Below are 17,660 nucleotides of genomic sequence, written 5' to 3'. Positions count from 1 at the left end.
TATCAGAAAAGAAAGGACGAAATTTGTCCTTTCTCGAGCTTAGCTTTTCATCAACCCACTACAGTTGACAAAGAGCCGGTTAATGACATTAATCGAAGTTAACGTATTCTTTTTGAAGTTCAAGAACTTCTTCCATTGTTGAACACTCTGTAAGGGCACGGTTAGCGTACTCTTCCATCTTAGCAGTATCCAATTTCTTCATCAAGCTACGTGTACGAAGTACTGATGTTGCTGACATAGAGAATTCATCCAAGCCCATTCCGACAAGAAGTGGAACAGCTTTTTGGTCACCAGCCATCTCACCACACATACCAGCCCATTTACCTTCAGCGTGAGCTGCCTTGATAACGTTGTTAATCAAGCGAAGGATTGATGGGTTATATGGTTGGTAAAGGTATGAAACTTGCTCGTTCATACGGTCTGCTGCCATTGAGTATTGGATCAAATCGTTTGTACCAATTGACATGAAGTCTACTTCTTTTGCAAATTGGTCTGCAAGCATTGCTGCTGCAGGGATTTCAATCATGATACCAACTTGGATATCATCCGCAACTGCAACACCTTCAGCAAGAAGGTTTGCTTTTTCTTCTTCATAAACTGCTTTGGCTGCACGGAATTCTTTCAAAAGGGCAACCATTGGGAACATGATACGCAATTGACCATGAACAGAAGCACGAAGAAGTGCACGGATTTGTGTACGGAACATTGCATCTCCAGTTTCAGAAATAGAGATACGGAGGGCACGGAATCCAAGGAATGGGTTCATTTCATGTGGCATATCGAAGTAAGGAAGTTCCTTATCTCCACCGATATCCATTGTACGAACAACTACTGGTTTACCATTCATTCCCTCAAGAACAGCCTTGTATGCTTCATACTGTTCGTCTTCTGTTGGGAAGTCTTGAGAATCCATGTACAAGAACTCTGTACGGTAAAGTCCAATAGCTTCTGCACCGTTGTTGTTAACACCTTCAACGTCTTTTGGAGTACCGATGTTAGCAGCCAACTCGAAGTGTTTACCGTCAGCAGTCACTGTTTGAGCATCTTTCAAAAGTGCCCATTCAGCTTTTTGTTTAGCATAAGCTTCACCAGCTGCTTTAAATTCTGCCGCTTGTTCATCTGTTGGGTTGATAATCACTTCACCAGTAATTCCGTTAACGGCAAGGATATCGCCGTCTTTCACTACTTCAGTGATGTTGTTTGTTCCCAATACAGCTGCAATTTCAAGTGTACGTGCCATGATAGCTGAGTGGCTTGTACGTCCACCGATATTTGTTACAAAAGCTTTTACAAAGTTTTTGTCCAATTGAGCTGTATCAGATGGTGTCAAGTCATGCGCAATTACGATTACTTCTTCATTGATAGAAGCTGGGTTTGGCAATTTTTTACCAAGAAGGTTTGCCAATACACGTTTTGTCACGTCGCGGATATCCGCTGCACGTTCTTGCATGTATGGGTTGTCTTCCATGCCTTCAAAGATAGTGATGAACATGTCAGTCACCTCTTTAAGACCTGCTTCTGCGTTGACTTTCTTAGCACGGATTGTTTCTTTGATCTGACCAATCAATTCTGGGTCAGAAAGAACCATCAAATGAGCGTCAAAAACTTGAGCCGCTTCTTCACCAAGCGTACCTACAGCTTTCTCACGGATAAGAGAAAGCTCGTTTTGAGAAGCTTCAAGAGCTACATCCAAACGAGCCTCTTCTGCGTTTGTATCTTCGACTGAAACAGTCTCGAATGACAAATCCGGTTGAACGAGTAGATATGCTTTTGCAACTGCAACACCGTCAGATGCTGCGATTCCTTTAAGCATTTCTGTCATTTTCCTTATGCCAATCCTTCTTTTTCCATTGTTTCTGAGATTGCAGCGATAGCGTCATCTGCATCTGCACCTTCAGCTGAGATAGTTACGTCAGCACCTTGGCCAACACCAAGACTCATAACACCCATGATTGATTTAAGGTTAACTGATTTACCTTTGTACTCAAGAGTGATATCTGAAGCAAATTTGCTAGCAGTTTGTACCAACAATGTTGCTGGACGTGCGTGAATACCTGTTTCTGCCACTACGTGGAAATCTTTAGAAGCCATAGTTTGACTCTCCTTTTGTTCTTTCTTTTTTGAGTTATATGTGATAACCCTTACAATTTGGTATTATATCATCTTCTAGGATTTTTTTCAAGCATTTTATGGGATTTATTCGATTTCCTTTCAGATAACTTCCTGAAAATCTTCTATTCTAGATAACAAAACACAGGATATAGTTTTCCAAAAAACTACTTGTAGGATAATTATCACTATTTCACAAAGCAAACACTACATATTGTGTTTTGATACCTCGAGTAGAAAAATAGACCACTATATTTAGTTTCAAATCATTGACAAAAATTTATTTTCTGATATACTAAGAAAGTAATCTATTTTGAAAGAGGAGTTACACAATGGTAACCGTTTATTCTAAAAACAACTGTGTCCAATGTAAGATGACCAAACGTTTCTTGGACAGTAATAATGTCGCTTATCGTGAAATCAATCTTGATGAGCAACCTGAGTACATCGATCAAGTTAAAGAGCTCGGTTTCAGCGCAGCTCCTGTTATCCAAACACCAACTGAAGTCTTTTCAGGTTTCCAACCAGGAAAACTGAAACAATTAGCATAATCTTAGTACATCATCCAGAAGAAACTGCTTCTAGGGCTAACTTAGAAGCCTTTCTTTTGTAATTAGATAAGGGAAATTTTATGGGATTAAAACATCTTGAGGACGTGACTTACTTCCGTCTCAATAACGAAATCAACCGTCCTGTTAATGGACAAATCATGCTTCATAAAGATAAGGAAGCCTTGGATGCCTTCTTTAAAGAAAATGTAGTTCCAAATACTATGATTTTTGATTCAATCAAAGATAAAATCAACTACCTCATTGAACACAACTACATCGAAACAGCCTTTATCAAGAAATACCGTCCAGAGTTTTTGGAAGAATTGCACCAATTTATCAAAGAACAAAACTTCCAATTCAAGTCTTTCATGGCTGCCTATAAATTTTATAATCAATATGCTTTGAAAACCAACGACGGTGAATACTATCTTGAAAGTATGGAAGACCGTGTCTTCTTCAACGCCCTTTATTTCGCTGATGGGAATGAGGCGATTGCAATCGATATTGCCAATGAAATCATCCACCAACGCTACCAACCAGCTACTCCTTCCTTCTTGAATGCTGGTCGTGCTCGTCGTGGAGAATTGGTATCATGTTTCTTGATTCAGGTCACAGATGATATGAACTCTATTGGACGTTCTATCAACTCAGCTCTTCAACTGTCACGTATCGGTGGAGGTGTGGGAATTTCCCTCAGCAACCTTCGTGAAGCTGGAGCTCCTATCAAGGGCTATGAAGGAGCAGCTTCTGGTGTCGTACCAGTTATGAAACTCTTCGAAGACAGCTTCTCTTACTCAAACCAATTGGGTCAACGTCAAGGTGCTGGTGTTGTCTACCTCAACGTCTTTCACCCAGATATCATCGCCTTCCTTTCCACTAAGAAAGAAAACGCCGATGAAAAAGTTCGTGTTAAGACCCTTTCACTTGGTGTTGTGGTTCCAGATAAATTCTACGAATTGGCTCGTAAAAATGAAGAAATGTACCTCTTCAGTCCATATTCTGTAGAGCTTGAGTATGGTGTGCCATTCAACTACATCGACATCACTGAAAAATACGATGAATTGGTCGCAAATCCAAACATCCGCAAGACAAAAATCAAGGCGCGTGATTTGGAAACTGAAATCTCTAAATTGCAACAAGAGTCTGGCTATCCTTATGTCGTCAACATTGATACGGCTAACCGTGCAAATCCTGTTGATGGTAAGATTATCATGAGTAACTTGTGTTCTGAGATTCTTCAAGTTCAAGAACCAAGCTTGATCAACGATGCTCAAGAATTCCTTCAAATGGGAACGGACGTTTCATGTAACCTTGGTTCAACCAACGTAGTCAACATGATGACTTCACCTGACTTTGGTCGTTCTATCCGTGCTATGGTTCGTGCCCTTACTTTCGTTACAGATAGTTCACACATCGTAGCTGTTCCTACCATCGACCACGGAAATAGCCAAGCTCATACCTTTGGACTTGGTGCCATGGGACTTCACAGCTACCTTGCCCAACAATTGATTGAATATGGATCGCCTGAGTCTGTTGAGTTTACAAGCATCTACTTTATGCTTATGAACTACTGGACCTTGGTTGAGTCAAACAACATCGCGCGTGAACGTGGTATTACATTCCATAACTTTGAAAAATCAGACTATGCTAACGGAAGCTACTTCGACAAGTATGTGACAGGCGAATTTGTTCCAAAATCAGACCGTGTTAAAGAACTCTTTAAAGATGTCTTTATCCCAAGTGCTGCTGACTGGGCTGAACTTCGCGACAAGGTTCAAGCAGATGGACTTTACCACCAAAACCGTCTAGCTGTTGCTCCAAATGGTTCTATCAGCTATATCAACGACGTTTCTGCTTCTATCCACCCGATTACACAACGTATCGAAGAGCGTCAAGAAAAGAAAATTGGTAAAATCTACTATCCTGCCGCAGGTTTGTCAACAGATACTATTCCTTACTACACTTCTGCTTACGACATGGATATGCGTAAAGTGATTGATGTTTACGCTGCTGCGACTGAGCACGTAGACCAAGGACTTTCACTCACTCTCTTCATGCGTAGTGACATTCCAAAAGGACTTTACGAATGGAAGAAAGAAAACAAACAAACGACACGTGACTTGTCTATCCTTCGTAACTATGCCTTTAACAAGGGTATCAAGTCTATCTACTACGTCCGTACCTTTACAGATGATGGTGGAGAAGTCGGTGCCAACCAATGTGAGAGCTGTGTGATTTAATCTTTGCTTGAGGAAACTACATTTTCTCAGATAAGTATTCATTCACCCTGCTAAACTAAACTGGAATAAGCATCTATACTATGGAAAAACAAAAAAGTCGGGCTTCCGACTTTTTGTGCGAAACTACTCTAGGATTATGATAAAATAGAGATATTGTGAGTTCGCAATACTAAACACAGAAAGAGATTTCAAATGGAAACTTACTACAAAGCCATTAACTGGAATGCCATCGAAGATGTCATCGACAAATCAACTTGGGAAAAACTGACGGAGCAATTCTGGCTTGATACACGTATTCCCTTGTCAAATGACTTGGATGACTGGAGAAAGCTATCAAATATAGAAAAAGACTTGGTAGGAAAAGTCTTTGGTGGTTTGACACTTTTGGATACCATGCAATCTGAAACAGGAGTTCAGGCACTTCGTTCAGACATCCGTACTCCGCATGAGGAAGCTGTTTTCAATAACATCCAATTTATGGAGTCTGTCCACGCTAAATCTTACTCATCAATCTTTTCTACCTTGAATACAAAGGCTGAGATTGAAGAAATTTTCGAATGGACCAATACCAATCCTTACCTACAAAAAAAGGCTGAGATTGTCAACGAAATCTACCTAAACGGTAACCCACTTGAAAAGAAAGTAGCCAGCGTCTTCCTTGAAACCTTCCTCTTCTACTCAGGTTTCTTCACACCACTCTACTATCTCGGTAACAACAAACTAGCTAACGTTGCGGAAATCATCAAACTGATTATTCGTGATGAGTCTGTTCACGGAACCTACATTGGTTACAAATTCCAACTCGGTTTCAATGAATTACCTGAAGAAGAGCAAGAAAAACTCAAAGAATGGATGTACGACCTACTCTATACCCTCTATGAGAACGAAGAAGGTTATACAGAAAGCCTCTATGACGGTGTTGGTTGGACGGAAGAAGTTAAAACCTTCCTTCGCTACAATGCCAATAAAGCTCTTATGAACCTGGGACAAGATCCACTCTTCCCAGACTCAGCAGATGATGTCAACCCAATCGTTATGAACGGTATTTCAACAGGAACATCCAACCACGACTTCTTCTCTCAAGTCGGAAATGGTTACCTCCTTGGTGAAGTTGAAGCCATGCAAGACGATGACTACAACTACGGTTTAGACTAAGTCAACAATTTCAGAAATGATATCAATATCATGGTTTGTTTAAAACAACCATGATATTTTTGTTTTTGTTTTCTTTTGTTTTTTAAATTGATTGATTGAATACTTTATGATAAAATAGTAATAGAAATAGAGGTGATAACGATGCTAAAGCAGGAAAAACTAGATAATATTCTAGAAACGGTAAATACAAAGGGAACTATTACTGTAAAAGAAATCATGACTCGCTTAGATGTGTCAGATATGACTGCTAGACGCTACTTGCAAGAGTTAGCAGACAAAGACCTACTTGTTCGAGTGCACGGTGGAGCTGAAAAAATTCGCACAGGCTCCATTTTAAACAATGAACGTTCCAATATTGAAAAACAAAGCTTACAAATCGCAGAAAAACAAGAAATCAGCCGTTTTGCAGGTCATTTAATCGATGAAGGAGAAACTATTTTTATTGGTCCAGGGACAACCTTGGAATCTTTTGCCCGTGAACTTCCAATTGATAATATCCGTGTTGTAACAAACAGTTTACCAGTCTTTCTCATCCTAAACGAACGAAAACTAACAGATTTGATTTTAATTGGTGGAAATTACCGCTCCATCACCGGAGCCTTTGTGGGAACACTAACCTTGCAAAACTTGGCCAATTTACAATTTTCTAAAGCCTTCGTTAGCTGTAATGGTATTCAGGATAATGCGATTGCGACCTTTAGTGAAGAGGAAGGCGAATCCCAACGAATCGCCCTCAATAATTCCAATAAAAAATACTTACTAGCTGACAATAGTAAGTTCAATAAGTTTGATTTTTACACCTTCTACAATATCTCAGATATCGATACCATCGTTTCAGATTCTAAACTGAGCAAAGAAACGTTTGAACAACTTTCAAAACAAACAAAAATTATTCTTTCTAAACCATAAAACTGAGGATTGATAAAATATAAAATGCGTCATACCAAGAAAATAAGAATCTTGATATGACGCATTTTTTGATGAAGATTTTTACAAAGAGTTTCCTACTTTATGATTGTTGAAACGGCATAAAATCTGAATCAAAGGAGATATTATCCCGTTCTTCAGGACTGATAAAATTTAAAAACAGATTTTTAAATTCTTCCAGCTCATAATCTGAATGACAAATCCATTCTTTACCAGTCGAGACATACCATTTTCCAAGACTTTTCAATTCTTCATTCGTCAAATACGGTATTTGAGAACATTTTTCGAAATTTATAATATAAACTTTTTCATAAATAGATTGGATAAAATCTTTGAACATCTTTTTGCCTCACTAAAATTCTATATCTAATTACTAATTCTACTACTCAATCACTTGAGTTTCCGCTACTTTCTTGTACCAGTGAGCTGATTTCTTCGGATAACGTTCTTGCGTTTCAAAGTCTACATAAAAGAGACCATAACGTTTCTCATACCCATTTGACCATGAGAAGACATCCATCAATGACCAAATGAAGTAACCTTTTACATTAGCACCATCTGCAATAGCGTCAGACAAGACTTCCAAGTGTTGTTTCACATAATCAATACGGCCATCATCGTAAACAGTGTTATCGACAAACTCATCTTTATAACCAAGTCCATTTTCAGTGATGTAAATCTTCTTGTAGTTAGGATAATCTTTCTTCACGCGCATGATTTGATCATACAAACCTTGAGGATAGATAATCCAATCCCAGTCCGTACGTGGTACATAATCCGGAGCTACACGACGACCAACACCTTTGATTTGGTACTTAGAGCTTCCTTTTTCACCTTTACCATTATGGATGATTTCAGTCTCTCCATCAAATGCTTCCATCCAATCACTCATATAGTAATTAATTCCTAGGAAGTCATTCAAGTCTTTTGCGGCTTCTAATACTTCGAAATCTTCTTCGCGAAGATCTAAGCTACCACCATTGGTAGCCAAGATAGTCTCTACCCCTGCCAGAGTCTTTTCAGAGTAGTGACCCAGATAAGTTGCATCCAAGATAAATTTGTTATGGATAATGTCCTCCAACTCTGCCGCAATAACATCTGCAGGATTTTCAGGATCAAGTGGGTACTTGGTTGGGAGAGCGTGCACGACACCGATTTCGCCTTTATAGCCTTTCTCTTTATACAATTTTACCGCGCGTGCATGAGACACCATCATATTGTGGTGCGATTGGAAAACTTTGGCAAGGTCGTACTGAATACCTGGAGGGAATTTACCAACCAAGTATTGACCATCACCGATTGGTCCAATTTCATTAAAGGTTGTCCAATAGTTTACTTCTGAGAATTCTTCAAAACAGAATGCAGCGTAGTCTACAAAGTGTTCAATATTTTCACGGTTTAAGAAGTCGCCATTTGAGTGGAGAGCTTCTGGTGTGTCAAAGTGATGAAGAGTTACAAAGGGCTCAACATGACGTTTGTGACACTCTGCAAATAAATTATGATAAAACTCAACACCTTTCTGATTTACTTGACCGTAACCGGTTGGGAAAATACGTGACCAAGCAATAGAAATTCGAATACCATTGACACCATACTCTTCTGCTAGCTTTAGGTCAACTGGATATCGATTGTAAAAGTCACTGGCTGGTTCTGCAGTGTACCAGTAGTTATCTTCAAGATATTTATCCCACGCTACTGGTCCTTTACCATCAGTATGTGTAGCACCTTCTGCTTGATAGGCAGCTGTTGCGCCACCGAAAATAAAGTCTTTTGGTAATGTTTTTGTCATTTTTTTCACCTATTTCTTGATTTAAAATAAAGTAAAAGTGAGAGGAGAGGAGTCAGTGAGCCATCCTTCTCCATCTCACTTCTTGTACTAAGTCACCGAATTGTGACGTGAGAAGGTAAAAACAATATCTTTTTACCGACGAATTAACAAGGCAATTAGGAAATTCGCCATAGCGACTTCCGTAACGATAGGAGACTGTTTTATAGTCCCTATTATTAATCGAATTGTGACATGAGGAGGTAAAAACGATATCTTTTTACCGACGAATTAACAAGGCGATTAGGAAATTCGCCATAGCGATTTCCGTAACGAGAGGAGACTGTTTCACAGTCCCTATCGTTAATCGAATTGAGCTTGTACAAACGCTAGAGCACCTTTTCCATCACGGGTTAATTTGATGTATTGAGCACCTTCTGTCTTGGCAAGTTTAATACCGAGTTTATCTGTTTCTGCTTTCATATCTTCAAAGTTTGAAGCAACTTGAGGGGCAAGGATAACAAGATCAAACTCTGGCAACATTTCACGGTGAGCACCATAGCCACCTGCTGCTGCTTTCACAGGAACATTGTATTCTGCAGCTGCCTTATTCAAAGCATTTGCAAGAAGTCCACTTGTCCCTCCACCTGCACAAAGAACCAAGACATTTGTTTCTTCAGTGATTGTATTTTGTGCTGCTTCTACACCAGCTTTTTCAAGAATAGCATCTGCTTTTGCAGTGTTGAAGTTTGCAGCAACTTTTTCTTTCAATTCATCATTAGACTTACCTGAACGTTCTTCTTCAAGAATTTGTTCATCATAGACTTTAAGGAATGGATAGTAAATGACAACGTCAACCACAATTAGAAGGGCAGCAAGAATGAATGATAGAACTTGGAAGTTAGTACCAAGAACTAGACCTAGTGGAGCTGGAGTTGTCCATGGTAGATTAGCAGTAAATGAGTTCATTCCAAGTGTTTCAATAAAGAATTTGAAGATCCAAACGTTCGCGATTGGAGCAAAGATAAATGGAATGAAGAAGATTGGATTCAGTACAAGAGGTGCACCAAACAAGATTGGTTCATTTACACCAAAGAAGGTTGGAACTACTGAAGCACGACCGATTGCACGGTTACGTTTTGATTTTGTTAACCACATGAACATGAATGGAACAACTAGTGTCGCACCAGTACCACCCATGGTAACGATAAACATTTGTGTACCAGAAGTAAGAATCTTGTCAGCGTGCATGCCTTGTTGGAGAAGGTTCAAGTTGACTTCGGCATTTGCATAGGTAATAGCCGCGATAGCAGGTTCAACGATAGATGGACCATGGATACCAACAAACCAGAAGAAGGCAAAGGCACCAAAGATAATGGTAATACCTAGATAGCCATCAGCTGCAGAGAAGAGTGGTGCGAAGAATTTACCAATTGATTCAGCTACGCTTGCACCAACAAAATGACGAGCTAGTAAATCAAGAGCATAAAGAGAAACTACTGATAGAGTGAATGGAATCACATCTTTAAATACTTGTGAGATATTAGGTGGAACTTCGTCAGGCATACGAATAGTGACGTTGTTCTTAACACAAACCTTATAGATTGCTACGGTAACAAAGGCTGAAAGGAAGGCTGAAAGCAAACCTTTTGTCCCCAAGAATCCAGTAGCTAGACCATTTTCGATAGGATCAGCTGCCAACATCAACAAACCAACAATTGCTGCCAACAATGTTGACATATAGTTGATTTGATTGGTTTTCTCCATGCTACGGTTTACTGAGTCAGTCAATGACTTAGCTGTTGTACCAGCTACCAAGAGAGCCAGAATACCCATAGAATAGCTATAAGGTTTCATCAGAAAGGCTACAACTTCATCAGACCATTTAAAGCCCCATGAGTTTGGTACAAAGGCAATCAAGATAAAGATACTTGAGAAGAGAATAACAGGCATACCTGCAATGAAACCATCACGAATAGCACGAAGATAGATATTACGAGATAATTTCTCAAAGAAAGGTTTTCCTTTCTCAATAAATGCAATTAGTTTATTCATTATTTAACTCCTCTCTTGTACAGTTCAATTAAATGGTGCATCAAATCTTTTAACAAAATAGTTGTCATCAAGTGATCTTGACCATGCATCATGGTCACACTATACGCTAAGTCCTCACCAGAAGCTTCCTTAGTCAATAGACTTGTTTGCGCATGATGAGCTTCAGCAATGCAAGAACCAGCTTCCTCTACCAGAGCGTCCGCTTTTTCAAAATCACCAGCTTCAGCAGCCTTCAAGGCTTCCAATAGTTTTGAACGAGCATCGCCAGCATAGGCTACGATTTCAAAACCTAACAATGTTACTTCTTCTCTATTCATGATAGAATTCTCCTTATATAGTTTTAATTAAATTTTTATGACAATAAACGTTGGATATGTAGAACTAGATAAACTCGTTCACTTTTATACAAATCAAGACCCGTATGTTGCGTAATCACATCATAGATCTTAGAACCAATCTCGAAGGCTTTTGGATAGGATTGTTTAATATGATCTTCCATATCCAGAAGTGATTGGTTATCATCTCTAGATCTGTCTAAATAATCCAAGAAATAATTCAAATGGATCATAAAGCGATCATAGAAATGGTTATTCTCTTTGGTTCGTTGAATTGCATAGTCCGTTAAAACTTCTTCAACATTCCTGAGAATTTCTTTCCTCTTATCAATTGACTTAACTACTTCTACTTCATTCTCGCCTTCGGCATTGATGAAATGATAAGCAATCCGAATAATTTCGTCCTCAGGAAAATGATCCGCTAGCTTCTGACGGTAAATTTCAAAAGCTTCATTTGCGATTTGAAAAGCGACAGGATACTTGGCAGAAATATCTGGCAAATTACTATCCTTGTACCTTCCTTGTGCTAGAGCTTGGTAAGAACAGTAAATATGATCTGTCAAGGTTACGTAGAGATACTCTTGAATCGGATAATGATATTTCTTTGATAGCTTATCAATGATTTCATAAGTCACTGTGATAAAATCAAGCGGAACATCTTTGAGGAGAGCCATAAAGTTTTCTCTGGACTCTTCCGTCTTCATCCGAAAGATTTTCTCAACCTGATGTTCAGCAATCAAATCTCCCTTCTTCTTTCCAAATGCAATCCCCTTACCAATCACAATCACTTCTTCTCCTTTATCATTTCTGACAAGCGAGACATTGTGATTCATTGGATTTAGAATTCGATACATGTCAACCTCCTTTTATATCTTAAAGGTATATTATTACAAAAAATGACCACAAATGAACTAGAAAATCAGTCGATTTCTAATTCACCTGTGATCATGCCTAATATTACTTAGTAACACTCACCTTGTATTAACTTGTGATTTAAGTATAGCACAAGTAAGTTATTTTGTAAACCTTTACATGCAACTTTTTTATTTTTTTTCCGCATGTTTTTATCAAAAAATAAAACCGTAAACAAAATTAGAAAACAAGTGTTTATAGCGCAGAAAATTTCATCTCAATTCAAAAACAAGTGTACTAATCACTCTATATTTTTTTGAAAGCTCCAAACCAAAATCCATTATTCCTGATAAATAACTCATCACCAAAAGCTCTAGTATGTTTTGAACCGATTTCTAATTTTACAAGACGCATAGGAGCCAATAATTCAATTAACTCACTTTCTGTATAAACTCTTTCTAACATTGAATCTAGTTTTCTACGTATATAACCTTTTTCTAGTAAAGAATTATCAGGAATTGCGTCTCGGAAAATTCCATCTTTCCGTGGACAATAAAAATAATACATTCCTCCTGTTTTCAACATCCTTTTTACCTCTGAAAAATAGTTCTGTCTATCTTTTTCATCCACTATAAATGTAATCGCAGACATTATATCAAATATAGAATCGAAATGGTTGTCAGGAAAATCTAAACCTTTACCTACATCTGTCTGTGTTATATGACAATTAAATTGTGGAAATGACTTAGTCAATAATCGTTTTGCACTATCAGCGGCCTCTTTTGTTAAATCTACACCACAATAAGTATCCGCATAATGATTTTCAATTAAATAGTAAAGATTCCTTCCAAAACCACAACCAACTTCTAATACCCTACACTCATCGTTTTGAGTAACGATTTGATTTCTCAAAGAAAAAATCTTTTGAACTGCATCATTAGGAACTAAGCGTGTCTCTGTTTTTGATGATTGGGCGTGTAATTCTTCCCATTTTTTGTGATTATCTTCATTTAAAACAAATGTATCCATTGAACTCTCCATATCTCATTATCGTTTCTACATGATGAAATCCAGCACTCTTTAACATTTCTTTATTTTCAGCATGAGTGTGGTTAATCATAACTCCCTCCAAGCTCAATTGCTTAGATAGAATTTCTTCTGGACTAAATCCATGTTCCTGCTTAAATTTAATATAATTGGAAACTATCAACTTATTTACCTTCGGATCTGTAATGATTTCTTTCTCAAATAGAATAAACGCTCCACCTTCAACTAACGATTCGTATATTTTTGATAAAATCTTTATTCTCTTGTCTGGAAGAATAAACTGAAGGAAATAATAGCTAATAATTAAATCGCTGGGTTCTAACCTGGCTTCCTCCACGGAGCTTGTTATGAATTCAAGTTCAGGAAATTTTGATTGTGCCACTTGATTCATTTCTGGAATCTCTTCTATCCCGATAAAACGAATTTCTTTTTTAGACTTGTGACGCTGGTATAATTTACCAATCAGATTACCCGTTGCAGAGCCTAGCTCATAACATAAGGAATGGTCACGAATAAAAAAATCGCTTAGATGACAAACAAGGTCATGTCCTTCATCATATAAAGTAATGGATTGTCTAACATGCTCATCAAAATGTTGAGCTACACCATTACCAAAACTCCATTGTGTCCCACTTTGAATAACAATATCATTTCCAACTTCCATAGACTACTCCTCTTCTCCCTTGACTTTCCAGTTCACCAATACCAATGCTAACACAACCATCGAACCCCCAAGAACCAAATTCAATGTAAATGGCTCATGTAAGCCCATAATAGAAAAGATAGTTGAAAATACTGGAACTAAAAACAAGAAACTGCTGGCTACTGTTGCTCCCCTTTGTCCCAGACTATAAAACCACAGTCCAAACGAACCAACAGACGCAGGAATAATTAACCATATAAACCAAACCCAGCCCCAAAATCCTAAATTTAGAAAGTTATAACTTTCATGCACAGGTATTGAGAATAAGTAAAGGAAGACCCCACCTAATAACAATTGCCAAGCTGTAAATATCCACGGACCATTATCAAAAGGAATTTTCTTGGTGACAACTGTATTGACCGACCAACAAAATGAACCAAGTAAAGCAAACAAAGCACCTAAACTAAACGCAGATACATCTAGTCCAATACAAGTAACAACTCCAGCCACACCTAATACTAAGGCACTTATCTTCTGAAAAGTCAATGTATCCTTTAACAAAAAATGCGCTAAGAAAGCTAACCAAAGAGGATTCGTAAATAAGATAATGGAAGACATCGATGATGACACATCATGAGCTAGGGCAAGATTAAGAAATCCCATGGTTCCAGCTGTCTGTAAGAGCCCGATAGTCACAACCAGTATAACCCCCTTTATCTTGCTACCTTGACTTTTAGGGATGATAGTCCCTCCCTTGCCAAATAAAAATGATAATACCAACATCACTAACCCAGCAATAATAAATCGAACACCCCCAAGTAATAATGGAGGAGTCTTTTCAACTACTATAAGATATTTCCCAGTTGGAAAAGACGACCCCATAAAAAGTGTGGTAAGTAATATAGAAATCAAAAAAATAAAATTTGAACCTCGTTTCATTTTTTACCCTTCTTTCAAAAGATATTGATGATATTTTTTGTCTTTTATTCTACTCTTTTAAAAATGAATGTCAAGAGATTTATCAAAAAATTCCAAGATTATTTTTTTAAACTCCTATGTATTGAGAAAAAAACAAAAAAAGACTATACTGGTAATTGTGGATAATCATTATCTTTTTATATGGAGGTACAAACATGCGATTGTCATCAGGTTGGGAACAGTCAGTCTATGTCTTACTCATGTTAGATCAGCTCCCTGAAGGAAAATATATCAATACAATTTCCTTGAGTGAACGGCTAGAAGTTTCAGATTCTTATTTGAAAAAAATTATAAAACTATTAGACAACGAAGGGTTGGTTAAATCCGTTAGAGGGAAAAATGGAGGCGTTGCTCTTTCTAAACCCCTCAGCCAAATCACCTTTTACGATGTATTTGTAGCTATAGAAGGAAAAAATCGAATCTTTGAAAGTCAAAATCTTCTAAAAAAATTCTTAGGCAACGAGGAAAGTAAAAAGGCTAAAAGATGTGTTGTAACCAACTCTCTTGATATTATTGAAAACACTTTAGTTGCAACCCTGACTTCTATTACACTCAGCCAGGTAGCCCATCAATCTGAGATTAACTATGATTTAACCGATATCAGAAATTGGGTCAATAAATGCCAAAACTAGCTGGAGAAAAAATTTTTCAGCTAGTTTTTATGAATCCTTGACAAATAATTTTACAAGGACTATACTATATTTGAAGACATAATATATCTTCTATATCGTCAACAATGATCTTTCATTGCATGCTTTTGGATAGCTAAAGAAAGAAGGTTCTTATGAAAGTTATTTTAGCTACTGACCAAGATGGTTTCCAACTGAAAGAAACCGTCAAACACTATCTGCTTCATTCTGGTTATGAAGTAATTGATCTCAACTCTACACAAGGTTCTGCGGATTTCGTTGATTCTACTGTCAATGCTATTACAGAGTTTAGAAAATATAAGCAAGCTCGTGCTATTCTTTTTGACAAGTTTGGACATTCTTTTATGCCTGCTAATAAGTTTAAAGGTATTATCTGCGCCGCTGTTTCCGATGAACACTCTGCCATGATGACTATTCGACACAATTCTACTCCAATCATTACAATTGGTTCTGGAATTACAGGTGATATTTTAGCAGTTGAAATAGTCAAAACCTTTCTTGAGCACAACTATGATGCTGGCCGTCACCAAGTTCGCATTGATATGCTGAACAAGCTCTGCTAGGAGGTATTCCCATGAAAATTGCTCTCGGTTGTGATCACATTGTAACAGATGTGAAGATGAAGATTTCAAAACACCTAAAAGAACAAGGTCATGAAATCATTGATGTTGGTACTTATGATTTCGTCCGTACCCACTATCCTATTTATGGTCGCTTAATTGCAGAGGAAGTCGTCAATGGACGGGCTGACTTTGGAGTTGCCCTTTGCGGTACAGGTGTTGGAATTGCTGTATCTGCTGATAAAGTTCCTGGAACTCGAGTTGTACTTGTCGGAGATGTTGCGACTGCTCGTTCCGCTCGTGAAAATCTCAATGCTAATATTGTTGCTTTCGGTGGTGCTATCCTAGGTATCAATTTCATTAACAACATTGTAGATGAATTTATCAATACCAAATACAAACCAAGTCCTGAAAAAGAGGAATTGATTGCGAAAATTGATAAACTATCTGAAGTGAGCCCAGATGTAGCTGCCAATGATCATATCTTCGATGAAGAGAATGCCAAGTGGGATCGTGGAGAATATCACGATTAACTTGCATTCCTTCTTATATATTTTATCTAATACTCAATGAAAATCAAAGAGCAAACTAGGAAGCTAGCCGCTGGCTGCTCAAAGCACTGCTTTGAGGTTATGGATAGAACTGACGCAGTCAGTTACATATATATACGGTAAGGCGACGCTGACGTACTTTGAAGAGATTTTCGAAGAGTATAACCTTGAGGATAACTAACTCAAGGTTATTTTTACGTCATCAAAAAAGTCTAGAGATATTTCTATCCCTAGACTGAAGTTATTTTCACAATTTGAGTGCTACACACGTTCTTTCCATGAAGTTGCTGTTGTTTGAAGAACTTTGTTGAGCTCGTCAATATTTTCAAAACCAGTTGTGCGAAGCCATTCGCGAGCTGCTGCTTCACCATCTTTGATGTAAGCTTCAACTGATCCAGCCCATGTAGCACGGCCACAAAGAACACCGTTAAAGTTTGCACCTGATTCATGAGCAAATACAAGAGTATCTTGGAAGAGTTTAGCTGATACACCAGCACTCAAGTAGATATATGGCAAGTTAGTTGCTTCATCTTGGGCTTTGAAGAAGGCTGCTGCTTCTTCACGTGTATATACTACTTCACCTTCAGCGAAGCCTTCAACATATTTAATGTTAACAGGAACTTCAACTTTCAAGACATCAATGTTAAAGCGTGGGTCTGAGAAAACTTTCATAGCACCAATAACTTTGTGTGGTTTTACTTTAGCGTATTCTACAGAACCTGCATCCGCAATTTTTTCATCGTAAGCAAGGATTTCAAGGAAGAATGGGATATCTTCAGCCACACATTCAGAACCGATGCGTTCGATGTAAGCTTGTTTTTCTTGGTTGAGTTCGTCTGAGCTATCTACGTCATAGTAAAGCAAGAATTTAACTGCATCTGCACCTTCTTCTTTAATACGTTTTGCAGACCAAACATCCAAGCAGTCTGGCAAGCGTTTTGTGCTTGTTGTGTCATAACCTGTTTTTTCATAAGCAAGGAGAAGACCAGCTTTTTCATCAAGAGCTTTAGTTGCTGGAAGTCCATACTCAGGGTCAAGAAGCATAGATGATGCGTATTTAGTCAATTCATCTGCTACCAAAACTTTCAGTTCTTCCATTTGAGCCACTGTTGGTTCTTCTGTTTGGTGTTGAGCCATGAGGCGTTTCAAAGCACCACGTTGGTCAAATGCAAGAGCTGAGATGATACCATTTTCATCAGAAAGTTTTTCTAAGCGTGCACGTTTTTGTTCTGTTAAAGCCAT

General features: G+C 38.0%; 18 protein-coding genes. 7 read left to right on the top strand and 11 right to left on the bottom strand.

The window, feature by feature from the left end:
* Positions 1 to 88: 88 nt before the first annotated feature.
* Both ptsP and N8M20_RS05970 read right to left on the bottom strand, forming a co-directional pair.
* Positions 89 to 1,822 (bottom strand): phosphoenolpyruvate--protein phosphotransferase, encoded by a 1,734-nt coding sequence (ptsP, locus tag N8M20_RS05975; protein WP_261079414.1) that lies wholly within the window; start codon positions 1,820 to 1,822, stop codon positions 89 to 91.
* A 5-nt stretch (positions 1,823 to 1,827) separates the two neighbouring features.
* Entirely contained in the window at positions 1,828 to 2,091 is a 264-nt protein-coding gene (locus tag N8M20_RS05970) for a phosphocarrier protein HPr (protein WP_000146947.1), read from the bottom strand.
* Positions 2,092 to 2,441: 350 nt separating this feature from the next.
* Between N8M20_RS05970 and nrdH the strand changes: the two genes are divergently transcribed.
* The 4 genes from nrdH to N8M20_RS05950 all read left to right on the top strand — a co-directional run bounded on the left by nrdH (position 2,442) and on the right by N8M20_RS05950 (position 6,964).
* Positions 2,442 to 2,660 carry a glutaredoxin-like protein NrdH gene (gene nrdH, locus N8M20_RS05965; protein ID WP_000259240.1) on the top strand — a complete coding sequence of 73 codons (219 nt, stop codon included), beginning with the start codon at positions 2,442 to 2,444 and terminating at the stop codon, positions 2,658 to 2,660.
* Between the two features lie 80 nt (positions 2,661 to 2,740).
* Positions 2,741 to 4,900, top strand: coding sequence for a class 1b ribonucleoside-diphosphate reductase subunit alpha (gene nrdE, locus N8M20_RS05960; RefSeq protein WP_261079413.1), 2,160 nt, complete (start codon positions 2,741 to 2,743; stop codon positions 4,898 to 4,900).
* Between the two features lie 192 nt (positions 4,901 to 5,092).
* Positions 5,093 to 6,055, top strand: a complete 963-nt coding sequence (gene nrdF, locus N8M20_RS05955) for a class 1b ribonucleoside-diphosphate reductase subunit beta (protein WP_060805555.1) — start codon at positions 5,093 to 5,095, stop codon at positions 6,053 to 6,055.
* Between the two features lie 141 nt (positions 6,056 to 6,196).
* Positions 6,197 to 6,964: a DeoR/GlpR family DNA-binding transcription regulator gene (locus N8M20_RS05950; protein WP_000917575.1), complete on the top strand. Its 768-nt coding sequence runs from the start codon at positions 6,197 to 6,199 to the stop codon at positions 6,962 to 6,964.
* Positions 6,965 to 7,064: 100 nt separating this feature from the next.
* On the opposite strand, the gene N8M20_RS05945 is transcribed toward N8M20_RS05950, so the two are convergent.
* The 8 genes from N8M20_RS05945 to N8M20_RS05910 form a co-directional block, all read right to left on the bottom strand.
* Positions 7,065 to 7,322, bottom strand: coding sequence for a DUF3884 family protein (locus N8M20_RS05945; RefSeq protein WP_261079412.1), 258 nt, complete (start codon positions 7,320 to 7,322; stop codon positions 7,065 to 7,067).
* Between the two features lie 42 nt (positions 7,323 to 7,364).
* Positions 7,365 to 8,771 (bottom strand): 6-phospho-beta-galactosidase, encoded by a 1,407-nt coding sequence (gene lacG / locus N8M20_RS05940; protein ID WP_261079411.1) that lies wholly within the window; start codon positions 8,769 to 8,771, stop codon positions 7,365 to 7,367.
* A gap of 339 nt (positions 8,772 to 9,110) precedes the next feature.
* Positions 9,111 to 10,802, bottom strand: coding sequence for a lactose-specific PTS transporter subunit EIIC (locus tag N8M20_RS05935; RefSeq protein ID WP_201059063.1), 1,692 nt, complete (start codon positions 10,800 to 10,802; stop codon positions 9,111 to 9,113).
* Positions 10,802 to 11,119 (bottom strand): PTS lactose/cellobiose transporter subunit IIA, encoded by a 318-nt coding sequence (locus tag N8M20_RS05930; protein ID WP_001078331.1) that lies wholly within the window; start codon positions 11,117 to 11,119, stop codon positions 10,802 to 10,804. Before N8M20_RS05930 ends, N8M20_RS05935 begins: the two co-directional genes overlap by 1 nt.
* Positions 11,120 to 11,154: 35 nt before the next feature.
* Positions 11,155 to 11,991: a transcription antiterminator gene (locus N8M20_RS05925; RefSeq protein ID WP_261079410.1), complete on the bottom strand. Its 837-nt coding sequence runs from the start codon at positions 11,989 to 11,991 to the stop codon at positions 11,155 to 11,157.
* 304 nt (positions 11,992 to 12,295) lie between these two features.
* On the bottom strand, positions 12,296 to 13,018 hold the full coding sequence (locus N8M20_RS05920) for a class I SAM-dependent methyltransferase (protein WP_033683558.1): 723 nt from the start codon (positions 13,016 to 13,018) through the stop codon (positions 12,296 to 12,298).
* Complete coding sequence (locus N8M20_RS05915) at positions 12,996 to 13,700, bottom strand: methyltransferase domain-containing protein (protein WP_261079409.1); 705 nt, start codon at positions 13,698 to 13,700, stop codon at positions 12,996 to 12,998. Before N8M20_RS05915 ends, N8M20_RS05920 begins: the two co-directional genes overlap by 23 nt.
* 3 nt (positions 13,701 to 13,703) lie before the next feature.
* Positions 13,704 to 14,618, bottom strand: coding sequence for a DMT family transporter (locus N8M20_RS05910; protein WP_261079408.1), 915 nt, complete (start codon positions 14,616 to 14,618; stop codon positions 13,704 to 13,706).
* Positions 14,619 to 14,812: 194 nt separating this feature from the next.
* Between N8M20_RS05910 and N8M20_RS05905 the strand changes: the two genes are divergently transcribed.
* From N8M20_RS05905 to lacB, 3 genes are all read left to right on the top strand, one after another.
* On the top strand, positions 14,813 to 15,289 hold the full coding sequence (locus tag N8M20_RS05905; protein WP_001239965.1) for an RrF2 family transcriptional regulator: 477 nt from the start codon (positions 14,813 to 14,815) through the stop codon (positions 15,287 to 15,289).
* A 152-nt stretch (positions 15,290 to 15,441) separates the two neighbouring features.
* Positions 15,442 to 15,870: a galactose-6-phosphate isomerase subunit LacA gene (gene lacA / locus N8M20_RS05900; protein WP_261079407.1), complete on the top strand. Its 429-nt coding sequence runs from the start codon at positions 15,442 to 15,444 to the stop codon at positions 15,868 to 15,870.
* A gap of 11 nt (positions 15,871 to 15,881) precedes the next feature.
* A complete protein-coding gene (gene lacB / locus N8M20_RS05895) occupies positions 15,882 to 16,400 on the top strand; it encodes a galactose-6-phosphate isomerase subunit LacB (RefSeq protein WP_000684751.1) in 519 nt (172 codons plus the stop codon).
* A 279-nt stretch (positions 16,401 to 16,679) separates the two neighbouring features.
* On the opposite strand, the gene lacD is transcribed toward lacB, so the two are convergent.
* Positions 16,680 to 17,660: a tagatose-bisphosphate aldolase gene (gene lacD / locus N8M20_RS05890; RefSeq protein WP_001229114.1), complete on the bottom strand. Its 981-nt coding sequence runs from the start codon at positions 17,658 to 17,660 to the stop codon at positions 16,680 to 16,682.

The organism is Streptococcus mitis (assembly GCF_946190275.1).
Lineage (GTDB): Bacteria > Bacillota > Bacilli > Lactobacillales > Streptococcaceae > Streptococcus > Streptococcus mitis_DC.
Note: the sequence above shows the minus strand (reverse complement) of the source record. Positions and strands in the feature narration are given on the sequence as shown.